Annotated in this window: 19 protein-coding genes; 4 read left to right on the forward strand and 15 right to left on the reverse strand. The window is 32.5% G+C overall.

Annotation, left to right across the window (positions count from 1 at the left end; all coding sequences use genetic code 11):
- The 12 genes from Q4512_RS00005 to Q4512_RS00060 form a co-directional block, all read right to left on the reverse strand.
- Positions 1-998: hypothetical protein (locus tag Q4512_RS00005; protein WP_303420293.1), on the reverse strand; the 998-nt coding region annotated here is incomplete at its 3' end.
- A 74-nt stretch (positions 999-1,072) separates the two neighbouring features.
- Entirely contained in the window at positions 1,073-1,939 is an 867-nt protein-coding gene (locus Q4512_RS00010) for a DUF4846 domain-containing protein (RefSeq protein WP_303420294.1), read from the reverse strand.
- 98 nt (positions 1,940-2,037) lie between these two features.
- A complete protein-coding gene (locus Q4512_RS00015; protein WP_303420296.1) occupies positions 2,038-2,424 on the reverse strand; it encodes a hypothetical protein in 387 nt (128 codons plus the stop codon).
- Positions 2,425-2,495: 71 nt separating this feature from the next.
- Entirely contained in the window at positions 2,496-3,584 is a 1,089-nt protein-coding gene (locus Q4512_RS00020; RefSeq protein WP_303420298.1) for an SdrD B-like domain-containing protein, read from the reverse strand.
- Positions 3,585-3,673: 89 nt separating this feature from the next.
- Positions 3,674-5,440 carry an OmpA family protein gene (locus tag Q4512_RS00025; protein ID WP_303420300.1) on the reverse strand — a complete coding sequence of 589 codons (1,767 nt, stop codon included), beginning with the start codon at positions 5,438-5,440 and terminating at the stop codon, positions 3,674-3,676.
- A 221-nt stretch (positions 5,441-5,661) separates the two neighbouring features.
- Positions 5,662-6,171, reverse strand: a complete 510-nt coding sequence (locus Q4512_RS00030) for a hypothetical protein (RefSeq protein ID WP_303420302.1) — start codon at positions 6,169-6,171, stop codon at positions 5,662-5,664.
- Positions 6,172-6,353: 182 nt separating this feature from the next.
- Complete coding sequence (gene nqrF / locus Q4512_RS00035; RefSeq protein ID WP_303420305.1) at positions 6,354-7,667, reverse strand: NADH:ubiquinone reductase (Na(+)-transporting) subunit F; 1,314 nt, start codon at positions 7,665-7,667, stop codon at positions 6,354-6,356.
- A 1-nt stretch (position 7,668) separates the two neighbouring features.
- Positions 7,669-8,382 carry an NADH:ubiquinone reductase (Na(+)-transporting) subunit E gene (nqrE, locus tag Q4512_RS00040; protein WP_303420307.1) on the reverse strand — a complete coding sequence of 238 codons (714 nt, stop codon included), beginning with the start codon at positions 8,380-8,382 and terminating at the stop codon, positions 7,669-7,671.
- 29 nt (positions 8,383-8,411) lie between these two features.
- On the reverse strand, positions 8,412-9,056 hold the full coding sequence (locus Q4512_RS00045) for an NADH:ubiquinone reductase (Na(+)-transporting) subunit D (RefSeq protein ID WP_303420309.1): 645 nt from the start codon (positions 9,054-9,056) through the stop codon (positions 8,412-8,414).
- A gap of 3 nt (positions 9,057-9,059) precedes the next feature.
- Entirely contained in the window at positions 9,060-9,806 is a 747-nt protein-coding gene (locus Q4512_RS00050) for a Na(+)-translocating NADH-quinone reductase subunit C (RefSeq protein WP_303420311.1), read from the reverse strand.
- Between the two features lie 2 nt (positions 9,807-9,808).
- Complete coding sequence (locus Q4512_RS00055) at positions 9,809-11,014, reverse strand: NADH:ubiquinone reductase (Na(+)-transporting) subunit B (protein ID WP_303420313.1); 1,206 nt, start codon at positions 11,012-11,014, stop codon at positions 9,809-9,811.
- Positions 11,014-12,369 (reverse strand): Na(+)-translocating NADH-quinone reductase subunit A, encoded by a 1,356-nt coding sequence (locus tag Q4512_RS00060; RefSeq protein WP_303420315.1) that lies wholly within the window; start codon positions 12,367-12,369, stop codon positions 11,014-11,016. The genes Q4512_RS00055 and Q4512_RS00060 overlap by 1 nt, the downstream gene beginning before the upstream one ends.
- Before the next feature lie 196 nt (positions 12,370-12,565).
- Here Q4512_RS00060 and Q4512_RS00065 point away from each other — a divergent pair, with 196 nt between their 5' ends.
- Together Q4512_RS00065 and apaG are read left to right on the forward strand one after the other, a co-directional pair.
- Positions 12,566-13,813, forward strand: a complete 1,248-nt coding sequence (locus Q4512_RS00065; protein WP_303420317.1) for a DUF5103 domain-containing protein — start codon at positions 12,566-12,568, stop codon at positions 13,811-13,813.
- 107 nt (positions 13,814-13,920) lie between these two features.
- Positions 13,921-14,307, forward strand: coding sequence for a Co2+/Mg2+ efflux protein ApaG (gene apaG, locus Q4512_RS00070; protein ID WP_303420319.1), 387 nt, complete (start codon positions 13,921-13,923; stop codon positions 14,305-14,307).
- On the opposite strand, the gene Q4512_RS00075 is transcribed toward apaG, so the two are convergent.
- Together Q4512_RS00075 and Q4512_RS00080 are read right to left on the reverse strand one after the other, a co-directional pair.
- Positions 14,304-15,299 carry a DUF6695 family protein gene (locus Q4512_RS00075; protein WP_303420321.1) on the reverse strand — a complete coding sequence of 332 codons (996 nt, stop codon included), beginning with the start codon at positions 15,297-15,299 and terminating at the stop codon, positions 14,304-14,306. The genes apaG and Q4512_RS00075 overlap by 4 nt on opposite strands.
- A complete protein-coding gene (locus Q4512_RS00080; protein WP_303420323.1) occupies positions 15,292-16,017 on the reverse strand; it encodes an NRDE family protein in 726 nt (241 codons plus the stop codon). Before Q4512_RS00080 ends, Q4512_RS00075 begins: the two co-directional genes overlap by 8 nt.
- A 148-nt stretch (positions 16,018-16,165) precedes the next feature.
- On the opposite strand from Q4512_RS00080, the gene pruA reads away from it, so the two are divergent.
- Positions 16,166-17,791, forward strand: coding sequence for an L-glutamate gamma-semialdehyde dehydrogenase (gene pruA, locus Q4512_RS00085; RefSeq protein WP_303420325.1), 1,626 nt, complete (start codon positions 16,166-16,168; stop codon positions 17,789-17,791).
- 151 nt (positions 17,792-17,942) lie between these two features.
- Complete coding sequence (locus Q4512_RS00090; protein ID WP_303420327.1) at positions 17,943-20,321, forward strand: T9SS type A sorting domain-containing protein; 2,379 nt, start codon at positions 17,943-17,945, stop codon at positions 20,319-20,321.
- A 50-nt stretch (positions 20,322-20,371) separates the two neighbouring features.
- Here Q4512_RS00090 and rsmG read toward each other — a convergent pair whose 3' ends face one another.
- The gene (gene rsmG / locus Q4512_RS00095; protein ID WP_303420329.1) at positions 20,372-21,001 is read right to left on the reverse strand and encodes a 16S rRNA (guanine(527)-N(7))-methyltransferase RsmG; all 630 of its coding nucleotides are present in this window, start codon (positions 20,999-21,001) and stop codon (positions 20,372-20,374) included.
- Positions 21,002-21,042: the final 41 nt, after the last annotated feature.

The raw sequence follows: 21,042 nt of genomic DNA on the forward strand, positions 1-21,042 counted from the left end.
TCCCCATTCGAGGTAAGCACTAATGTACCTAAGTTTTCTAGAGTTGAATCTCCTGAAACAAACTTATTAGAAGAACCGATAAGTTTCAAAACATTCGTATTTATTAAGGTTCCTCCTCCGGATAAGGTTCCTGTTGTCCAATTAAAATTATCTGTTTCCGAAAAGTTAAAAGTGGCATTTTCTCCGTCTGGGATATTTAAAATACTATTCCAGTTTAGGTTACCCACTATATTTCCTTCTAGTGTACCAGATGGATTAATGGTTGTATCCCAATCCATAGTAGCACCAGCAAATACATTATAGGTTCCATCTGTAAAATTTTTTCCTAATGTATTTTGAAAAGAAAGTGTACCAGCTTCTACTTGAATAGTTCCATCATTATTATTTATAGGAAGTACAATTGCAGCGACTCCAGAAGAAGTTGTCTTTTTTATCAATCCTTCATTACTTAAAACACCAGGTGTTCCCGACCAACTGATATTTCCTGTATCTGCCTGCATATCAATAATCCCTTCTATTGGATTATGCAACACACTTTCACTACCAGTAATGAGTAAATCCCCACTAGAAGTAATGTTGATGAACCCCTCATTTTCAAGTGTCATTTCACCACTTATAGACTTATTAGAAGTAGTTCGCAAATTTATAACACCTTGATTGGTTAATGAACTTAGCGAACCATTAATGGTTCCAGAATTCCAATTAACAGTAGTATTAGGTCCAAAATTAGAAGGCGCTGTAAAAGTTAGATTTGTATTTATTTCAAATACAGAATCGCCTTGTAAATTGATGGATTTAATGTTGCCAAATACGTTTAGGACGACTGTATATCCGGATGGTATTATAACATCATCTGTTGTTGAAGGAATGGCAAATACATCCCAATTGGCTGGGTTGTCCCAATCGTTATCTGTTCCTGCGCCAATCCAAGTGACTTGCGAAAATGTTGCTGTACTAGTCAAGCATAGCAAAGTAATTAATTGTAATAATCGTTTCATGATTAATAGCTTTTTATGGTTTATATACTATTACATCGAAACGATTGTAAAATGTGAGCATAAAAATTTAAACTTTACTTAAATCGTACAAACTTGGAACTTTGAAAGGTATAGTTCGACACAGGAATAGTTGTATCCTTTTGTAAAGAATACCAAGGAGAAAGCTTGGTGTTTTCTAAATTTTTAACAAGATGTACACTTTGCGCTGGTGTATTGCCTTGAAACAGCAAGAATATTTTTTCTCCTTTATTATTTACTGCTTCGTCACCAAGCATTACAATATGTCCTGGAGAACCACCTTTAATTAACATATCGCCAATTTTTAAATCTGAAGCCTCTATAGATTTTAGTTCATTAAAAAGAGACAATGTCCCCGAATACATGTAGATTACATTAAGGTATTTATAAAAATTTTCTTTCGTATGGTTTTCCGTTGCTGTTTTATAAAAACTAACTTTATTTCCATTGATTTTTGGTCTAAAACCTGCTGCATATTTTAACCAAGAACAATAATGACCACTAGTAAAATTAAAACCAATTTCGTCTTTTCTATTTTGCATCCAAAGGTATTCACTTCTAATTCGAATTAAAGCATCAGCACATTGTTGGAGTCCGTTTTTTGGAACAGGAACTTCTAAAATTCCGATATGTCCTCCTTGCCAAAAATACTCGGTGTCATCATAATTAATAATTTTACTTCCAAAGGGTTTCAATGGATAGTTTCTTAAATATTCTTGAAAAGATCCTTTGGGGTAGATTACTCGTTTATATCCTATAGGCAAATTTACTCTCGACACAATGGTAAGACTGTCTTTATTTATAAGACTTGTCGTTACTACAGTTGCTTCCACTTTTGCTACCATCTTTTTTACTGGTTTAAATTGAAAGACGCAAACAACAATTGCTGATAGTGATAAAACAAGTAATACAAATTTCTTCATAGCGTTTATAACGAAAAAACCCAACACTTTCGTATTGGGTTTAAATTTTTTAAGCGATTTATAAATTTCGCGTTTTATTTCTAGAAATAATATTTCTTTTAATCTGCGGAGCCAACGGTAAGGCTTAAATTATTGCAACTGCCTATACCTAAGACTCTAGTTCCTGTCCAAGTATATCCCGAACAACTAGCTACGTAATTGTATGAACCTGCAGGAATATCAATCCATTGTACAACAGACGCGCTTGAGTCCTGACAATACACAAAGCCGGTAGAAGGATCTTGACCGTCCATAGTTTTTGTTTCCAGTAGATCTACAGCAACTGTAATTACGCCACATCCAATATCTCCAAAAGCGCTAAATATTAATTGCGATTGTCCTTGCCCTTCCAAACTTTCACTTTCTGACTCATTGTTATCGCTGGAACAAGAACTTATTAGTAAAATAAAAACTAAAAGGGATATTATTTTCAATGTTATTTTCATGGTGTTTTTTTATAAAAGGCAACTTTGATTGTTTCTCCATTGCCTTTTTTTATTAAAGGCTAATATAATTATTAATTAATACAACTAAAAAATTCTAGTATAGTAGCTTCATTATTTGCTACAGTTACGGTTATTGTTCCAGTGCTTGGATTAGACGAAATCCAACCTGTTTGGTTCACAATTTCTACGGTATAGGTTCCATCTTCTAATCCAGAAAAGAATACATTTCCATTTGCATCTGTTGTTTCTGTTCTTATAATGGTATTTGAAATATCTTTTAAGATAAATGACCAACCATTTCCTAATTGATCTACGCCATTATCAAAAACAGAATCACAATTTTCTTCTAAAATATTTAAAACACTTATTACATTGTTTTGACAACATCCTTCCACGTTATTAGAAATAGAAGCATCCCCATTAGTAGTTACTAAATTCCCTACAAGTGAGAAACCTAACACTGTAGCGTTGGTATTTACCAAATAGGCTCTTAAACTATAACTTCCTGAGGACAAACATAAATTAGAAGTGCTCCAAGTTTGAATTCCTGTATTAGACCAAATATATGTTGGACTTGTATCTATTGGAAAATTATTTGAATTATCAATTAATTCTAAATACACTTGATCATCTCCTTTTAAGGTAAAACTAAAGTCTATACAAGTATCTTCTAATATGCAAAAAGGTCTTTCAAAAACATATGGCACTTTATCTCCATTATTATTACTTGCGTTATTACAACCAAAAGTATCTGTGGTTCCTAAATCCATTGGTGCTAATGTTGTAGATCCTGTTTGATTAACCCATCCATCTGGACCAAAATTGGCAAAGTTAATTACATAAGCATCTCCATTAATTGTTGAAACTAAAGGGTCTGAACAAGATAATAGTGGTGGGTTATTAATCACTCTCCAAAATGGATCTACAATTCCTTTCCCAGGAGTAAGCACATTTCCATTTGTATCTATTCCTGTAGAAAGATTTAATTCGGATTGCAAATCACAAGTAGGTGGAATTACTGGTCCGCCTGTAATATATTCACAAGATTCATCACTACTACAAGAAAACTGTAGGAACAAAAAGCATAAAAAAACTAGTTTAAAAAAGGTATAGGTTATTGTATTTATTTGGGTATTGTTTGTTTTATCTATTGTTTTCATAATTTCTAAATTTTTAGTTTAAATCCAAGCAGCAATTAACAACTGCTTGGATTTGGTTATTGATTAATAGCAGATTAAATCAAATTATATTAAAAGCATACTACTTTAAATTCTGTTCTTCGGTTTACACGATGCTCATCATCTGTACATGGTACATTATTTTCACATTTTGTGTTTTTTAATTCACTTTCGCCTGCTCCTCTGGCTATTAAGCGATCTCTAGATATACCTTGGCTTGCTATATAGTTTACTGTAGCATCTGCACGACGTTGTGATAATTGTTTGTTATAGGCATCAGAACCTTGACTATCGGTATGTGATGACATTTCTACTTGAATGCTTGGATTATCACGCATTAGTTTTACTACACGTTGTAAATCTGGAATGGATATTGGTAGAATTTCGGCCTTATCTAAATCGAAATTAATATTATCCAGTTTAATTGCCTTACCACATGGATCTACACACATTTCTAAGTCTATAAATAGTGTAGTATCTCTATTGTACCATCCTGTAGAAACTTCTACTTCATTTGAATAGTAACCATTTTTTCTTCCGTTTAACACAAAAGTGGACTCTTGTGTTAGGTGAAATATAAAATCACCTTCTGCATTTGATAACGTATTCTTCTGTGATGCTTTTGTTTTATCTTTTAAAATAATATCTACACCTTGTATTCCTTCATCTGTATTACACTCTAAAACATTTCCTTTAAGTATAAATTTCTCATTGGTGTATAGAATTGTTTTTTGAATTCCGGAGCTTTCCTTTTGACAATTTTTAAATTCCTCTTTAGCAATACTTCCTTCTAATAAATCTATATTATAGAGCTGTCCTTTAATGATATAATTATCTTCTACAACATCATTAAAAACAACTACTCCGTATGTATTTGTTGTTCCTGTTTGCACAATATTTCCATTTAAGTCTGTTAAAACCACATCTGTATTTGGTAATACTATTCCTGAAAATTTATCTTTTGCTGTTACCGTTACTCCACATCCGCAAGTTGTGCAACAATGTGGCATATGGTCTTCTTTACACACAGGGCAAACATTTTCCATCTTATTTAGTTTAAAAGTGACACCTGCAAATATGCCTACCGAAGAAATATCACAATCGCATGACTCATCTCTTAATAAAGGATTTGCGTCTAATTCATTAATTGGTTCTCCTACACTTCCTGTTCCAGAACTAAAAGGGTGGTACATAGCCGATATTCCTGATTCGTTTAATTCTTGTACACCAAAATGTTTCATATAATATGCTCCTGCATGGACACCGAAATTTTTGCTTAAGAAATAAGTGAAACGCACTTGACCTTTAAAAGTAAATACCCCGGAATCTTTATAACCAGCATGAAAGTTTAAAGGCGTTGTTCCTAATGTAGATGTACCTTCTAAATAGGTTCTTCCTCCATCTATTGAAGCGAAACCAAAACGTGTATTCAGTTCTGTTTTAAATGTACCCGATTTATTTCTAAACTGAGCATTTGGACCAATACCATAAAACATACGAGTTATATTATCTTCGCTTACGCGGAAAGTATTTATAGGTGTCAATCCATCAGATGCATAAAGATCTGTAGTTGGATATGTACTTTCTGGCTGGTTTTTGATATAATCAAAATCGAAACCCAACCCGAACCAGTTCCAATAATAGTCTAAAGAAAGACCTAAATCTATTCCTCCTTTATAATCTATGTATGGTGTGTTATTTTTGTAGGTAGGAAAATCATAACCAATTCTTGGGCTTAATTGAAAATAATTTCGATCTAATGGCTCTTGTTGTCCCATGGCTGAAAATGTATTTGCAAATACAAATAACATTAATACTAATTTTAATAAATTTTTCATGATAAAAGTTTTTGTTAATTTGTTACTCATACTTATATAAAGAAGCAGGTAAAATTGTTACCCTGTATTTGGTATTAATTTATAGCAGAACAAATATTTTATTAGAACTTCTTATATATAAGGGGATACTTATATATGTAGATTGGACTTGTTTATGTAGGTAGAATAAAAAACCCAACAGGAATATGTTGGGTTAAAAGTGCGCTTATAATTTAAGGTAATTAATCTCTATGCACATGAATAGTTATTAAAAGTGTATGTGGATTTGGATCTGAAACTACATAAAAAGTTCCTGACAAAACAATATCTATATCGTCTCCTGGATTATCACCAAAAGCAATAATATTAAAATTAATACTGTTAGCTGCTGCATCATCAAAGTTAATTCCTGGAATGATAAAAAATGGACTTAAAGATCCTGTCATAGTATTAGAAAATGGAGCTGTAACTGTAAAAGGACAAGTTGCTACTTGCATCCCTAAATTTGCAATAAAAGTATTTGCGCTTAAATCTTCAGATGTAATAGTAAACTCGCAATTATAACCTGAAGTTGGTGTCATTGGGTAATCTTTTGCGATAATATTATAAGAGTAATTCTGAGGTATTCCGTTATCGATAATAATCTCAATACTTTCAGCAGCTCTTGATACGGAATTATTATTAGTACTACAGCTTGAAAAAACTAAAAAAAACATACTAATAAAAGCGAATTTGTAAATATAATTTTTCATTATAAAAAAGGTTTTAAATTTTGTTATTCATACTTATATAAAGAAGCATGTAAAATTGTTACCTCCTTTTTGAAACAAATTCAAAAAAAAAAAAAAGACCTTGCAGTTTTTAAACTGTAAGGTCTGTATATCATTAATTTTTACTTTTCTTAAAATTACAGTCTTTTAAAGACTCTTAATTTCTATCCTCCAAAATCATCAAATCGGATATTCTCATCATCAATACCGAAATCTTCTCCCATTTTTTGAACCGCTTGATTCATTAATGGAGGACCACAGAAATATAATTCTATATCTTCCGGTGACTCATGTTTAGATAAATATTGATCAATTACCACTTGGTGAATAAATCCTGTAAATCCGTCTCCTTCTGTATCATCAACATCTTTTTTAAGTTGCCAGTTATCTGCTTCCGTAGGATCGGATAATGCAATAAAGAATTTAAAGTTCGGGAAATCTTTTTCTAATGCTCTAAAGTAATGGATGTAGAATAATTCTGCTTTAGAACGTCCACCATACCAATAAGTTACTTTTCTTCCTGTCTTAATAGTTCTAAACAATTCATATAAATGAGAACGCATAGGTGCCATTCCAGCTCCACCACCAACATATAACATTTCGGCTTCACTATCATTGATAAAGAATTCACCATAAGGTCCAGATATAGTTACCTTATCTCCAACTTTTTGGTTGAATATATACGATGATGCTACTCCAGGATTTACATCCATCCAGCCACCTTTGGCTCTATCAAAAGGAGGAGTTGCAACACGTACGTTAAGCATGATTTTTCTTCCTTCTGCTGGGTAAGAAGCCATAGAATATGCTCTTTCAACAAGTTCGTTATTTTTCATAACTAAAGGTCTTAAACCGAACTTATCCCAATCTGCTTCAAATTTATTTGGCTCTCCAGGATGATCTTCTGGATGCGCAGTAATATCCATATCTGAATATTTAATTTCACAGTTAGGAATTTCAATTTGAATGTACCCTCCTGCTTTGTAGTCCATATCCTCAGGTATTTCTACTACAAACTCTTTAATAAATGTTGCTACATTATAGTTTGAAACAACAGTTGCTTCCCATTTTTTAATTCCGAAAACTTCTTCAGGAATTGTAATTTCCATGTCTTGTTTCACTTTTACCTGACAAGATAAACGTGCTCCATGAGCTAATTCTTTTCTAGAAAAGTGAGGTGTTTCTGTTGGTAATGCTTCACCACCTCCAGAAAGAACGTGACATTCACATTGAATACATGTTCCACCACCACCACAAGCAGATGGCAAGAATATTTTTTGTGCACCTAAAGTAGATAGTAAACTGTCTCCAGAACCTACTTCTATTTCTCTTTCTCCATTAATAGTAATCTTTACAGGACCAGATGGAGATAATTTTTGTTTTACAAATAATAACAGAGATACTAATAGTAAAGTTACTAGTAAAAAAGCTGCTACAGTTGCTATTATGGTTCCTAATGTACTTGCTGCTAATATCATGTTACTCTGTTATTGTTGTGTTGTTAGCTAACTCTTTTGTGTTCTCTTGATCTACAGTTTCGATTTGTACTGTTTTATCTTCTTTAGTTTCTTCATCTCCTCCTGTTAACATTCCACCAAAACTCATAAAACCAATTGCCATTAAACCTGTAATGATAAATGTGATACCTAAACCTCTTAATGCAGGAGGCACGTTAGAATATCTAATTTTCTCACGAATAGCTGCAATTGCTAGAATTGCTAAAAACCATCCTATTCCAGAACCAATACCATAAGTGGTAGCTAATCCTAATGTTGGAATTTCTCGGGATTGCATAAATAAAGACCCACCTAAAATAGCACAGTTTACTGCAATTAATGGTAAGAAAATACCAAGTGAATTATATAATGATGGTGAGAATTTTTCAACCACTATTTCTACTAATTGTACCATGGTTGCAATAGTTGCAATGAACATGATGAAAGAAAGGAAGCTTAAATCGTAGTCTGCATATTCTTCACCTAACCATGATAGTGCTCCTGGTTGTAACACATATTGATCTAATAACCAGTTTAAAGGTACTGTTATAGCTAATACAAAAATCACAGCAGCTCCTAAACCAACTGCTGTACTAACTTTTTTAGATACTGCAAGGTATGAACACATTCCTAAGAATACGGAAAATACCATGTTATCTATAAATATTGATTTTAAAAATAATTCTAAATGTTCCATTTTTTTATAGTTTGTTAGTAGTTACTAGCTTAATCTTCAATTAATGCTTTGTTTCTACTACGTTGTACCCAAATAATAATTCCTACAACAATTAATGCCATTGGAGGCATAATCATAAAACCATTATTTTCGTAACCTAAAGCGTATAATCCTGTTTTTTCAATAGGATCTCCTAAAACAGGAATACCTAATAAAGTTCCAGCTCCTAAAAGCTCTCTAAAGAATGCTACGATTATTAAAATAACACCGTATCCTAAAGAGTTACCAATACCGTCTAAAAAAGAAGGCCATGGTTTGTTCGCTAGAGCAAAAGCTTCAAAACGTCCCATAATGATACAGTTTGTAATAATTAATCCTACAAATACAGAAAGCGTTTTACTTAACTCGTAAGCAAAAGCTTTTAAGACTTGATCTACTATAATTACTAATGCAGCAACTACGATTAGTTGAACAATAATTCTAATTTTTGAAGGTATAATGTTTCGCATTAAAGAGATAACTACGTTACCAATTCCTAAAACAAATAATACCGAAACGGACATTACGATTGCTGCTTCTAATTCTGCAGTAATTGCTAATGCAGAACAAATACCTAAAACTTGAATTGTAATAGGGTTATTATCTGCTAAAGGGTCTGTAATTAATGCTGCGTCTTTTTTTGATAAAAGTCCCATAAATTAATTCTTTTTTAAGTTATCAAAATAAGGCACATACTGTTTAAGCTCTGATTTTATCATTGCAGAAACACCGTCTCCTGTAATAGTTGCTCCAGCTATAGCATCTACCTCATTATCTGTTTTGTCTTCGTTTTTAGGATCGTTGTTGCTTTTAGATATATTAATACCTTTAAAGTTTCCGTTAGACTTTAAGTGCTCACCAATAAAGTCATCCATAAAGAAACGTTGTTTAATGTTTGCACCTAAACCAGCAGTTTCTCCTTTATGATCAAAATAAGCACCTTGTACTACCATGTTTTCATCCATAGCAATGTACGCCCAAACGGCATCCCATAATCCTTTTCCTCTAATTGGTGCTATATAAAATGTTTGACCATCTTTTTCACCTACAAACAAAGGAAGTTTTCTAACATCACCTGCTTTAGCAGCTGTTTGTTCTTTTTTTACATCGATTAGATATGCTTCTTGATTTTCTGAAACTTTATCCCCTTCTAACACTAATTGTTTTTTAATGTATTGTGAAAATAATTCAGGAGCTTTATCTGTTGAAACAAAAATAGCAGAATTGCCTTCATTTTCATTAACCCCCATAGCATACAAAATGTTTTGTTGCCTTTCTAATCTTTCGTTATTATCAATTCTAGGACGTAGTGCAGATGCTGTAAAAGCTAGCAAACCTCCTACTACAATTACCATAGCAATGGCAAAAAGTATAGTATATGAATTTTTATCTGTTCTTTTTTCCATGTTTAAGCAACTTTAGTTTTTAAACGCTTCATTCTTCTTTTTACATTTCCTTGTACCACATAATGGTCAATGGTTGGAGCAAACACATTCATTAATAGAATAGCTAGCATAACTCCTTCTGGATATGCAGGATTGAATACTCTAATTAGTATTGAAATGAATCCGATTAAGAATCCGTAAATCCATTTACCTTTATTAGTTTGTGATGCAGTAACAGGATCTGTTGCCATAAACACCGTACCAAAAGCAAAACCACCAATAAGTAAGTGATGCCAAAAAGGAGTACTCATTAATCCGTAAAACTTACTACTATCTGCAATGACATCTGCATTTACAAATCCATTAAATATTAATCCCATTACTAAAGCCCCTGCTACAGAAGACAACATGATTCTCCAGCTTCCTATTTTAGCGAAGATTAAGAATAATGCGCCTAGTAATATTAATAATGTAGAAGTTTCACCAACAGAACCAGGAATAAATCCTAAAAACATATCTGCAACAGAATGCGTTACTTCGTTGTTTTGTGCAAGAGTTCCTAAAATGGTTTCTCCTGAAATAGCATCTGGAGTACCAGCTGCTTCTACAGCTCCTTGCACCCAAACTTTATCTCCAGACATCCAAGTAGGATATGCAAAGAATAAAAAAGCACGTATAGTTAATGCTGGATTTAAAATATTCATTCCTGTACCTCCAAACACTTCTTTTCCTATAACAACACCAAAGGCTACTGCAACTGCAAGCATCCATAATGGAATATCAATTGGTACAATTAACGGCACTAACATTCCTGTTACTAAGTATCCTTCTTCTACCTCGTGGCCTTTAATTACAGCGAAAATAAATTCGATAAGCAAACCAACTCCGTAAGAAACAATTACTAGTGGTAAAATTTTAACTAAACCAATAACTAAGTTATCCCAAGTCCAAAAAGAGGAGCTAAAAAACCCGTTAGCAGCTTCTATCGTTCCAGAAGCTAAGTGATGTTGGTAGCCTGCATTAAACATACCAAATATTAAACATGGTACAAGTGCCATGATTACGGTATTCATGGTACGCTTTAAGTCATCTGCTGCTTTTATATGAGTACCATTATGCGTGGTCTCATTTGGTAAGTATAAAAAGGTATGGATTGCATTAAATGCAGGAGCCATTTTGGTACCTTTATACTTTTCTTTTAAGTTATGTAAACTACTTTTTAAACCCATTATCCTATCTCTTTTAGCATTAAGTCTAAACCTTTTCTTATAATATCTTGATGTGGTTGTTTAGATACACATACAAATTCTGTTAAAGCAAAATCTTCTGGTGCAACTTCGTACATTCCTAAAGCTTCCATTTCATCTAAATCTTGATACATACAAGCTTTTAAAATTTGCATTGGATATATATCTAAAGGAAAAACCTCCTCGTACGTCCCTGTAGTAACAAAAGCACGATGTTCCCCATTTGTATTGGTATTTAAATCGTATTCTTTTTTAGGAGTTAACCAAGAAAATGTAAGTGCTCTTGAAGTAGAAACCTTGTTAAACACAGGTTTATTCCATCCAAAAAATTCATAATCATTACCTTCTGGTATTACAGTAATAGTATTGCTATAATAATCTAAAAAGCCATCAGGTTGCACTTGCTTTCCGCTTAATACATTTCCTGAAATGATTCTAATGTTATCGTTTTTATCTACACCGTTATCATAAATCATAGAAGCAACTTCTGCTCCTAACTTAGTAACAAAATATCTAGGTTTTTTAACGGATGAACCTGCAAGAGCAACAATTCGCTCTGCATTAAACTTACCCGTTAATAATAATTCCCCAATTATAACAAGGTCTTGTGCGTTAACCGTCCAAACTACTTCTCCTTTATTAACAGGATCAATTTTGTTTATTTGCGTACCAACATTACCAGAAGGATGTGGTCCGGAAACTGGATGTATTGTTGCTCCAGAAACATTTGCCAGTGGCGAGTTCCCGTTTTTACCAACAGAAATATGAACTTGCCCTTCGGTCAATTTAGTTAAAGCAGTAACTGCAGCCTGTAATTCTGCTTCTTTACCTTGAAGGGTAAAGTCTAAATCTGCTACTAAAGGAGCAGAAGCATAAGCAGAAACAAAAATTGCTTTTGGTGCTTTGTCTGGATTTGCAATTACATCATAAGGACGTTGCTTAATAAAAGGCCAACAACCTGAAGCTAACAAATGTGCTTTAATGTCTTCTGCCTTTGCGGCATCTACATTAAGCTTACCATTATCTTGGTAAGACTGCTCTTTGTCAGCTTGAATTTTAACTGCTAAAATTTTGCGTTTTTCTCCACGAGGAATATCTATTATTTCACCAGAAACTGGAGAAACAAACTTTAAAGCTTCATTAGATTTATCGTAAAAAATAGGCTCTCCTGCTTTTACTTTAGTTCCAACTTTTGCAATTAATTTTGGTATAACACTGTGGAAATCTTCTGGTCTTACAGAGAAAAAGTTACTGATAATTGCGTTCTCTTTTGCCGCTTCTGCAGTTCCTTTTAACTTAATATCTAGACCTTTTTTAATCTTAATGTCGTTTGACATATTATAAATCTATTTGTTAATAGTTATAGTGTTTTAAATTTTTAAGTCTCTTAAAAATCGATGCAAATTTACGAATTAATCCATAAAAACACGTCTAAAAATCGCCTTCCATACTATTTATACTCAATCTAAATAAATTAATAAGCTTAGGCATAAAAATTGCTTATATTTACTGCAAAACAACAATTACAGATCTGTGAATTTTAAACATCTTATAGCAACCCTTTTATTCTCTACAAGCTTAATTGCGCAAATCGCACAAGAAGTTGCTCCACCTGACTACATTAAAACAATTACTTTTAAAGGAAATACAGATGAAAGTCAATTACCTGTTTTAAAACTTGGAGAATACTTACAATTAGAATTTGACGCGCTAAATGGAGACGAAGAAGATTATTATTATATAATTGAACATTATAATTACGATTGGACACCTTCGGTTTTAGCTAAAATGGAATATCTAGAAGGTTTTGACAACCAACGTATTCGAACTTACGAAAATTCGTTTAACACCTTACAAATTTATTCGAATTACCAACTTACAATCCCAAATGAAAGAACACGAAGATTAAAAGTATCTGGAAATTATATGCTTAAAATATATGACGATTATGACGAGCTAGCATTTTCCAGAAAATTCATGGTTTACGAAGAAAGTGCAAATGTTGGAGTCGCAATAAAACGATCTCGAGATGTTAGAAACATTAAAGACAAACAAACTGTAGATATTACTATTTCTTCTAACAATACTCCGTTTAACAATCCAAAGCAGACTATTAAAACAGTTATCATACAAAACAATAATTTAAACACTGCAATTTCTGGCATACAACCAATGTACACCCTTGGCAATGAACTTATTTATAAATACAACACCGAAACTAGCTTTTGGGCAGGAAATGAATATTTATGGTTTGAAAACAAAGATGTAAGAGCTGCAAACACAGGAATACAGTTTATAGATTTAAAAGAATTATACCACAATTATTTATACACCAACCTTGTTAGGAGAGACACACCTTACACTTACAATCCAGATATTAATGGTAATTATCTAGTAACTGCATTAGACGCTAGCAACTCAAGTATTGAAGCAGATTATGTATGGATGTTTTTCTCTTTATTGTTAGAAGAATTACCAGAAAACAAAGAACTACATGTATATGGTAACTTTAATAATTACACTATTGATGAAAGTACTAAAATGAGATTTAATGCAGAAAAAGGAGTTTATAAAAACGAAATATTACTAAAACAAGGATTTTATAACTACAAATATGTTGTTGTAAATAAAAACGGAAAGTTAGATGAAGGTGCTATTAGCGGAAATTTTTGGCAAACTGAAAACAATTACAAAGTATTAGTTTACTACAAAGATTTAGGTGCACGCTACGATAAAATTATTGGTTTAGGTGAAGCAAGCTCTGTAAATATCACTAATTAATAAAAATAATTTACTATCTTCCTATCAAAGAAATACTAAATAAAGGTTGAATAATTTATTTTTTTAGTATTTTTGACTATTAAACCCCTTGATTATCAGAAGTTAAAATGGTTCAACAAGTTACAAAAGGCATAAAGATTTCAGTAGATACTACTTTTGAAGGCACTTTTTATAGAAACTATAAAATACAATTTGCCTTTGGATACCAAGTAACTATTGAAAACCAGAGCAAAGACTCTGTGCAACTTAATGCAAGACATTGGATAATTTTTGACGCTTTAAATCATGTAGAAACGGTTTCTGGCGAAGGTGTTATAGGTAAAAAACCTGTTTTAAAACCAGGAGAATCTCATACTTATAATTCCGGATGTTTACTTACCTCTCCTTTTGGAGCAATGAAAGGATATTATGAAATGGTAAATTTTAGCAATACCAAAAAATTTCAAGTAGCAATTCCTACCTTTAAATTAAGCGCTCCTTTTGCTCTAAATTAAATTTCTTTTATTTCAAATTTATAAACAGTTTCTTTTTGTTTTACATGAAAAAACTTACAATTAGAATAATGAATAAACTCAAATGCTTCCTGGTAATTAAATCCTGCTTTTGTGACTTTATATAAAGCGTGTACATCAATGTTTCCATAAGGCGAAATTCTTTTATACCAATACTCTAATCTATTTTCAGTAGCATGTAATTCGTACCAAGCTCCTGCTGCAATACCCGAAAGCCATTGTGCATTTTCATGAAGATTTTCAACAGGCTTAGGTTTTAATGTACCAACAAAACTTGGTACGTGATTTTTTAATCTATCCAAAAAATACAACCTATTATCTTTACTTACAGTCGATTTATATTCTGAAATTTCTCCAGTTTCAGAAACCTCATAAACCATATTCTCTGTATCTGCAATTACCACATTCCCAATGGTACTTGGTGTAAACCATTTCGATTTTTCTAATTTATCTTTTATCAACTTATCGGTTACAGAAACAATTAAAGCGTCCGTTACAAAACGTGCACAATTGCAAGCTTCTTTAATAAACGCTGCATAACGTATAAAGTCTCGTTGCTGCATCATAGTGATATGTTGTCTTGCCGAATAATAATCTACAGCATTACAAACCGAAGCTATTAATTTACCATCACCATGTGTAAGTTTAGGATGTGTCGCTAGAAACTCTAAAATTTCATTTAAATTCTCAATTTTGTCATTTTCAAATTTGGCAACAACCGGAAAACACAACTCATGATCCGTGTCTTTTCCTCGAACCCTTCCATTAGGTTCTGGAGTAATATATCTTCCAAAATCATGATATTCTAAAATACCTGTAGCTTTTTCAATTAAAACCAAAGCAGCATGACCAGCTCTCAAATAATTCTTTTTACCAACTCCTAAAAAACGTAAATATGGAGAATACCATTCGTCTGCAACCATAACAATAGTTTCAGGATAGGCAAGTGTTAAAATAATTGCTGTATTATTCATGAATAGTTTCTGGAAATGAAATAGATTTTGATAATGTAGTATTTTTTTGCAGGTTTTCAAAAACCATAGAAACAGAATCTTTTGTCTTAACTACTTGTGTGATACTAGTAGTTTTAACAACACCTCTATCCATTATTACACCATAATCGGTATTCTTTACATTAGTTTCTTTATGAAATTGTAACGCTTTCGCGGAAGTCAATTCGGTTCCGTTTTTAAAATCATCAAACCATTGTTTACGTTCTTCTTTCATTTTTTCAGAATACAAAGTTGAAGAAGACCAAACTCTAGCCATTTTCGGCAAATTACTAAAATGTTTTTGAGTACCATCCCAAACCAATTCATAAAATTTTAATTCGGTATTCCAATCTGCAATTACTAATGTAAATGGTTCTATATTTTTAAAATCATAGGCTTCAATCGCAGTTACAATTTCTTCCGAAGCTAATAAATCTGTAACCACAACACCACGACTTAATCTGTAGTTCTTTTTTTTATTATGCGCTTCAAAACCTCCATTTAACAAGCAAACTATTCGATTCTTATCACTTACACCGATCCAAGTCCCTCCGGATTTTTCATCCTTTGGAAATAACATTTTAGTATTATTTACCAAATAAAAATCTGGAGGTAATGAAATACGATTTGGTGCTTCATCTCTATTAGAGGTTAACACAAAATCATTTCTGCCTTTAGAAAAAATGGTTACTGTACACATGTTTTTTGTAGTCTTTAAAGCGCATAGCAACTTACAAAAAAAATCTTATAATTTAACTTGCCTTTAGCATTACAAAGAATTTCTAATCTATAAAAATATCGTAACTTTGCATTTTAAAAATTTTTGAATCACAAAACCAAAAACAATCATGGGAAAAGGATTTTTTAATGTACCAATTGCAGTTAACGAACCAGTAAAAGATTACGCACCAGGTTGCGAAGTTCGTGAAGCTATTGCAAAAACATATAAGAAAATGTACAATAGCAATCTAGACGTGCCAATGTACATAAACGGTAAAGATGTTACTACAGGTAATACCAAACCAATGTCTCCACCACACGATCATAAACATATTGTAGGACAATATCATGTAGCAGAAAAAACGCATATTGATGATGCTATTTCTACTGCACTTGAAGCAAGAAAAAACTGGTCGCAAGTGCCATGGCAAGATCGTGCTGCTATTTTTTTAAAAGCAGCCGAACTAATAGCTGGGCCTTATAGAGCAAGAATTAACGCTGCTACTATGATGGCGCAATCTAAAACAATTCACCAAGCAGAAATTGATGCCTCTTGTGAATTAATAGACTTTTTACGTTTTAACGTACAGTTTATGACAGATATGTACCATGAACAACCAGAAAGTACTAGTGGTGCTTGGAATAAAATTGAATACAGACCATTAGAAGGTTTTGTATACGCAGTATCTCCATTTAATTTTACAGCTATTGCTGGAAACTTACCAGCTTGCATGGCGATGATGGGAAATGTTGTAGTATGGAAACCTAGTGATTCTCAAATATATTCTGCAAAAGTTATTATGGATGTATTTGAAGAAGCAGGTGTACCAGCTGGTGTAATTAATGTAGTATTTGGTGATCCAGTAATGATTACTAATACCGTATTAGCTAGCCCAGATTTTTCAGGTTTACACTTTACGGGTTCTACTTTTATATTTAAAGAATTATGGAAACAAATTGGTAACAATATTCATAATTACAAAACATACCCAAAAATTGTTGGAGAAACTGGAGGTAAAGATTTTATTGTAGCTCACAAATCTGCAAACCCAAAACAAGTAGCAACAGCTATTTCTCGAGGTGCTTTTGAGTTTCAAGGCCAAAAATGTAGCGCAGCTTCACGTGCTTATATTTCTAAAAGTATTTGGAATGAAGTTAAAAAACATGTTATTGAAGATGTAAAATCTTTTAAAATGGGATCTCCAGAAGATATGAGCAATTTTATTACTGCTGTAATCCACGAAGGTTCTTTCGACAAACTAGCAAAATATATTGATGCAGCTAAAACAGATAAAGATGCAGATATTATTGTTGGTGGTGGTCACGACAAAAGCAAAGGGTACTTTATTGAGCCTACAGTAATTGTAACAGAAGATCCAAAATACACAACTATGTGTGATGAATTATTTGGACCTGTTATTACTATTTATGTTTTTGAAGATGATAAATACTCGGAAACATTAAAACTTGTCGACGAAACGAGCGAGTATGCTTTAACTGGAGCAATTTTAGCTACAGACAGATATGCTGTTATAGAAGCGACTAAAGCTTTAGAAAACTGTGCTGGAAACTTCTACATTAACGACAAACCAACTGGAGCGGTAGTAGGCCAACAACCTTTTGGAGGCGCTAGAGGTTCTGGAACAAATGATAAAGCTGGAAGTATTTTAAACTTACAGCGTTGGGTTTCCCCTAGAATGATTAAAGAAACATTTGTAACTCCAACAGATTACAGATATCCATTTTTAGGATAAACACCAAATGATTACATATTCTTACAAAAACCTTTAAAATTTTATCATTTTAAAGGTTTTTTTACGCCTTTTATCTTAAAATCACATATTATTAAAAATCTATTAATAGAACTTCATATATTTAAAAAGATTAATCAATCTTTTTAAATATATGAAAAGTTACTACTTATTATTATTACTTTCCCTCTTTACTTTAAGTGCTCTCGCTCAAAATAAAAAAGCGTTTCAAAAATTGGATGTTTCCGATATGGAAACTTCTGTTTTAGCACAAAAATCGACTATAATAGATATTACAAGTTTCAACCAAAAACCAATTAACAAATTAAACTTCTATCAAGTCTATAAGACTATCGCGCAAGGAGATATAAAAGAACGTCTTTTACCTGTTCAAAGTTTAAAAAAACAGAGTACAGAGAGTTACTTTACAAAAATAATTCCGCTTGCAATACTACATAGTGAATTTGAATCTATAACAGATGCTGCTATGCAAAACAATATAGTTACTAGGAATGCACAAGGAAATTTAGTCCGAACAAACACTACAACATCCATTTTTGAAAAAAGCACAGTAACCACTGCTACCGCACTTCGAACAAAAACCAAAGGGTTAAAAACTACATTTCGCTTAGATGCTAATAATATTTTTAACACTACAAATAATGCAATTGAAAATATAGCAATAGACTTTAATAATGGAGAAGGTTTTAAAACAGTAAACCCTAACCAAAACATAAGTATCCTCTATTTTGAAGAAGGAGAAAAAACACTCCAATTTGCTATAACTTTACATACTGGAGAAGTCCTTTCAAGAACTTCAAAAATAGAGATTAAATACTCAAACGAAGATTTAAGCAACATTTTTAACCGAGAAGTTTTCACCTTTACTTCCAGTATTACCCCAAACTTATCTGCTTATGGAGAAGCTACTTCATATCCTGGTGTTGGGGAATATGAAATATACTTAAGTGACGATAATGTATTAGATAAGCCTATTTTTTTAGTCGATGGATTTGATCCTGGAGACGGAAGAAATATAACAGGCTTACGCGAATTATTAGATTTTGATGACAATGGCATCACTTCAAACTTAGAAGCTTTAGTTAAAGAAGAAGGTTTTGATGTAGTCTATTTAAATTTCCCAATCTACACTAGAGCTGCAGACAATGCTGTTATTGATGGTGGATCTGATTTCATTGAACGCAATGCCATGCTATTAGTAGAATTAATAAATCTAATAAATGCGCAAAAAGTAGGAACAGCTCAAAACGTAGTTATTGGTCCAAGTATGGGAGGATTAATTTCTAGATATGCTTTAAATTATATGGAAGCTCAAAGCATGAGTCATGAAACTAGATTATGGATTTCTTTTGATGCGCCACATCATGGTGCAAATGTACCTATAGGTTTTCAACACCAATTCAATTTTCTTGCTTTTGGGCTAGATGATTTTTGGGTTCTGGGAGACCAAAATGTAGAAGAATTACAACCTATTATTGACGGTATGCTTACTTCTGCAGCAGCAAGACAAATGCTTACAGACCAATTCGAACCGCATATAACAGATAGTGATGGAGTGACTTTTAATAATAGCTTGTCAACACCAAGAGCACATCCTTACAAAAATACTTTTGACAATAATATAAACAGTTTTAACAGTTCTGGGTTTCCTGAATTAACCAGAAACGTTTCCATTATTAATGGTAGTGGAAATAATAGTCGATACCCAGACAACACAGCAAACGCAAACAATTTAGTTCCAGGCAGTCAAATTGTAAATGCCAATATTGATCTTTTTGATGTTGCAGAATTAAAAGCAAACACGTTTTTCACACCTGCTGCTGGCACACAAATTGAAATGAGTCAAGTACACTTAGATTTTCCTTGGTGGTTTCCTTTAGCTAACGATAGAGAAAATAACGCAAGAACTACTTCTTTCACCTATTCTAATGGTATTGACGCAGCATCAGGTGGGCTATTTGACATATTAGGACTAACAGAGGATTTAGCTACAGATGGTTTAGTTGGCGAATTTTTAGGAGCATTAACCACCGATCACTTTAACTTTATACCAAGCGTTAGCGCTATGGCTTTTCAAATAACAGCAGGCCAAATCAATTGGTTTCATACACCTTCTGGAGTTACAACAGCTAGAGCTACATCTAACACAACTCCTTTTGATGCTTGGTATATGCCTACCGAAAACGAACCACATGTTACCTTAACAGAACAAAATGTAGCTTTTGCATTAAATGAAATCTTTCAAGAAACTTTAACCACAGATACCAACATACAAAACAGCATTAAACTAGAACAAAACCCAATTACAGATGCTTTACATATTCTAAGTTCAAAAACTTATGAAAACGCAAGAATTACCGTTGTAGATGCGACAGGAAAAATGGTTTACAACAACGTTTTAAACTTAAACACGAAAACAAGCATCCCTTTACATATTGCTTCTGGTCTATATATTTTAAATATTGAGACGCAAGAAAAGAAAAACTTAAAGACAAAATTTATAGTAAGATAACACCTAAATCCAAAGTATTAAAAAAGCTTCTCAATGAGAAGCTTTTTAATTTATAGTTTATATTTTAATGGTAGATGCACCAGCTTTTTTGTTTCAAAAAAAGCTTCAGTATAAAAATCTGAAATATTATAAATAGTAGCTTTGGGGTAATCTTGCAATTCTTCAGTTAAATCCCCTCCTTTTAAATAAATAATTCCATTTTTAAGTTCGTGATTTTGCTTTTTTGCTACTTTACCTTTTACCCAATGCACAAAAGTTGGCATAGCTGCTACTGCTCTACTTACAATAAAATCGTAAGTATCATTTATTTCTTCAACTCTAGAATGGGTCGTTTTTACATTTTCTAAACCCAAACCTTCAGCAACTTCTCTAACCACATTTAATTTTTTATTAATACTATCTACTAAATGAAAAGAGCATTCAGGAAACAAAATAGCTAAAGGTATTCCAGGAAAACCTCCTCCCGTACCAACATCCATGATTTTGGTTTTAGGCTTAAAATTAATCAACTTAGCAATAGCTATAGAATGTAGTACGTGACGCAAATACAATTCATCAATATCTTTTCTAGAAACTACATTAATCTTTAAATTCCAGTCTTGATACAAAGCTTCTAACTTTGTAAATTTATCAATTTGATCTTCAGTAAGGTTTGGAAAATACTTAAGAATTAGCTCCATGGTTTTCAATTTTGCACAAAAGTAGATAAATTATTGTGCAT

The sequence above is a fragment of the Oceanihabitans sp. 2_MG-2023 genome, from assembly GCF_030547245.1.
GTDB lineage: Bacteria > Bacteroidota > Bacteroidia > Flavobacteriales > Flavobacteriaceae > Oceanihabitans.

Excerpts from the sequence above, each read along its gene's own strand:
- Q4512_RS00010 (WP_303420294.1), bottom strand. The coding sequence starts at position 1,939 with ATGAAGAAATTTGTATTACTTGTTTTATCACTATCAGCAATTGTTGTT.
- Q4512_RS00015 (WP_303420296.1), bottom strand. The coding sequence starts at position 2,424 with ATGAAAATAACATTGAAAATAATATCCCTTTTAGTTTTTATTTTACTA.
- Q4512_RS00020 (WP_303420298.1), bottom strand. The coding sequence starts at position 3,584 with ATGAAAACAATAGATAAAACAAACAATACCCAAATAAATACAATAACC.
- Q4512_RS00025 (WP_303420300.1), bottom strand. The coding sequence starts at position 5,440 with ATGAAAAATTTATTAAAATTAGTATTAATGTTATTTGTATTTGCAAAT.
- Q4512_RS00030 (WP_303420302.1), bottom strand. The coding sequence starts at position 6,171 with ATGAAAAATTATATTTACAAATTCGCTTTTATTAGTATGTTTTTTTTA.
- nqrF (WP_303420305.1), bottom strand. The coding sequence starts at position 7,667 with ATGATATTAGCAGCAAGTACATTAGGAACCATAATAGCAACTGTAGCA.
- nqrE (WP_303420307.1), bottom strand. The coding sequence starts at position 8,382 with ATGGAACATTTAGAATTATTTTTAAAATCAATATTTATAGATAACATG.
- Q4512_RS00045 (WP_303420309.1), bottom strand. The coding sequence starts at position 9,056 with ATGGGACTTTTATCAAAAAAAGACGCAGCATTAATTACAGACCCTTTA.
- Q4512_RS00050 (WP_303420311.1), bottom strand. The coding sequence starts at position 9,806 with ATGGAAAAAAGAACAGATAAAAATTCATATACTATACTTTTTGCCATT.
- Q4512_RS00055 (WP_303420313.1), bottom strand. The coding sequence starts at position 11,014 with ATGGGTTTAAAAAGTAGTTTACATAACTTAAAAGAAAAGTATAAAGGT.
- Q4512_RS00060 (WP_303420315.1), bottom strand. The coding sequence starts at position 12,369 with ATGTCAAACGACATTAAGATTAAAAAAGGTCTAGATATTAAGTTAAAA.
- apaG (WP_303420319.1), top strand. The coding sequence starts at position 13,921 with ATGGTTCAACAAGTTACAAAAGGCATAAAGATTTCAGTAGATACTACT.
- Q4512_RS00075 (WP_303420321.1), bottom strand. The coding sequence starts at position 15,299 with ATGAATAATACAGCAATTATTTTAACACTTGCCTATCCTGAAACTATT.
- Q4512_RS00080 (WP_303420323.1), bottom strand. The coding sequence starts at position 16,017 with ATGTGTACAGTAACCATTTTTTCTAAAGGCAGAAATGATTTTGTGTTA.
- pruA (WP_303420325.1), top strand. The coding sequence starts at position 16,166 with ATGGGAAAAGGATTTTTTAATGTACCAATTGCAGTTAACGAACCAGTA.
- Q4512_RS00090 (WP_303420327.1), top strand. The coding sequence starts at position 17,943 with ATGAAAAGTTACTACTTATTATTATTACTTTCCCTCTTTACTTTAAGT.
- rsmG (WP_303420329.1), bottom strand. The coding sequence starts at position 21,001 with ATGGAGCTAATTCTTAAGTATTTTCCAAACCTTACTGAAGATCAAATT.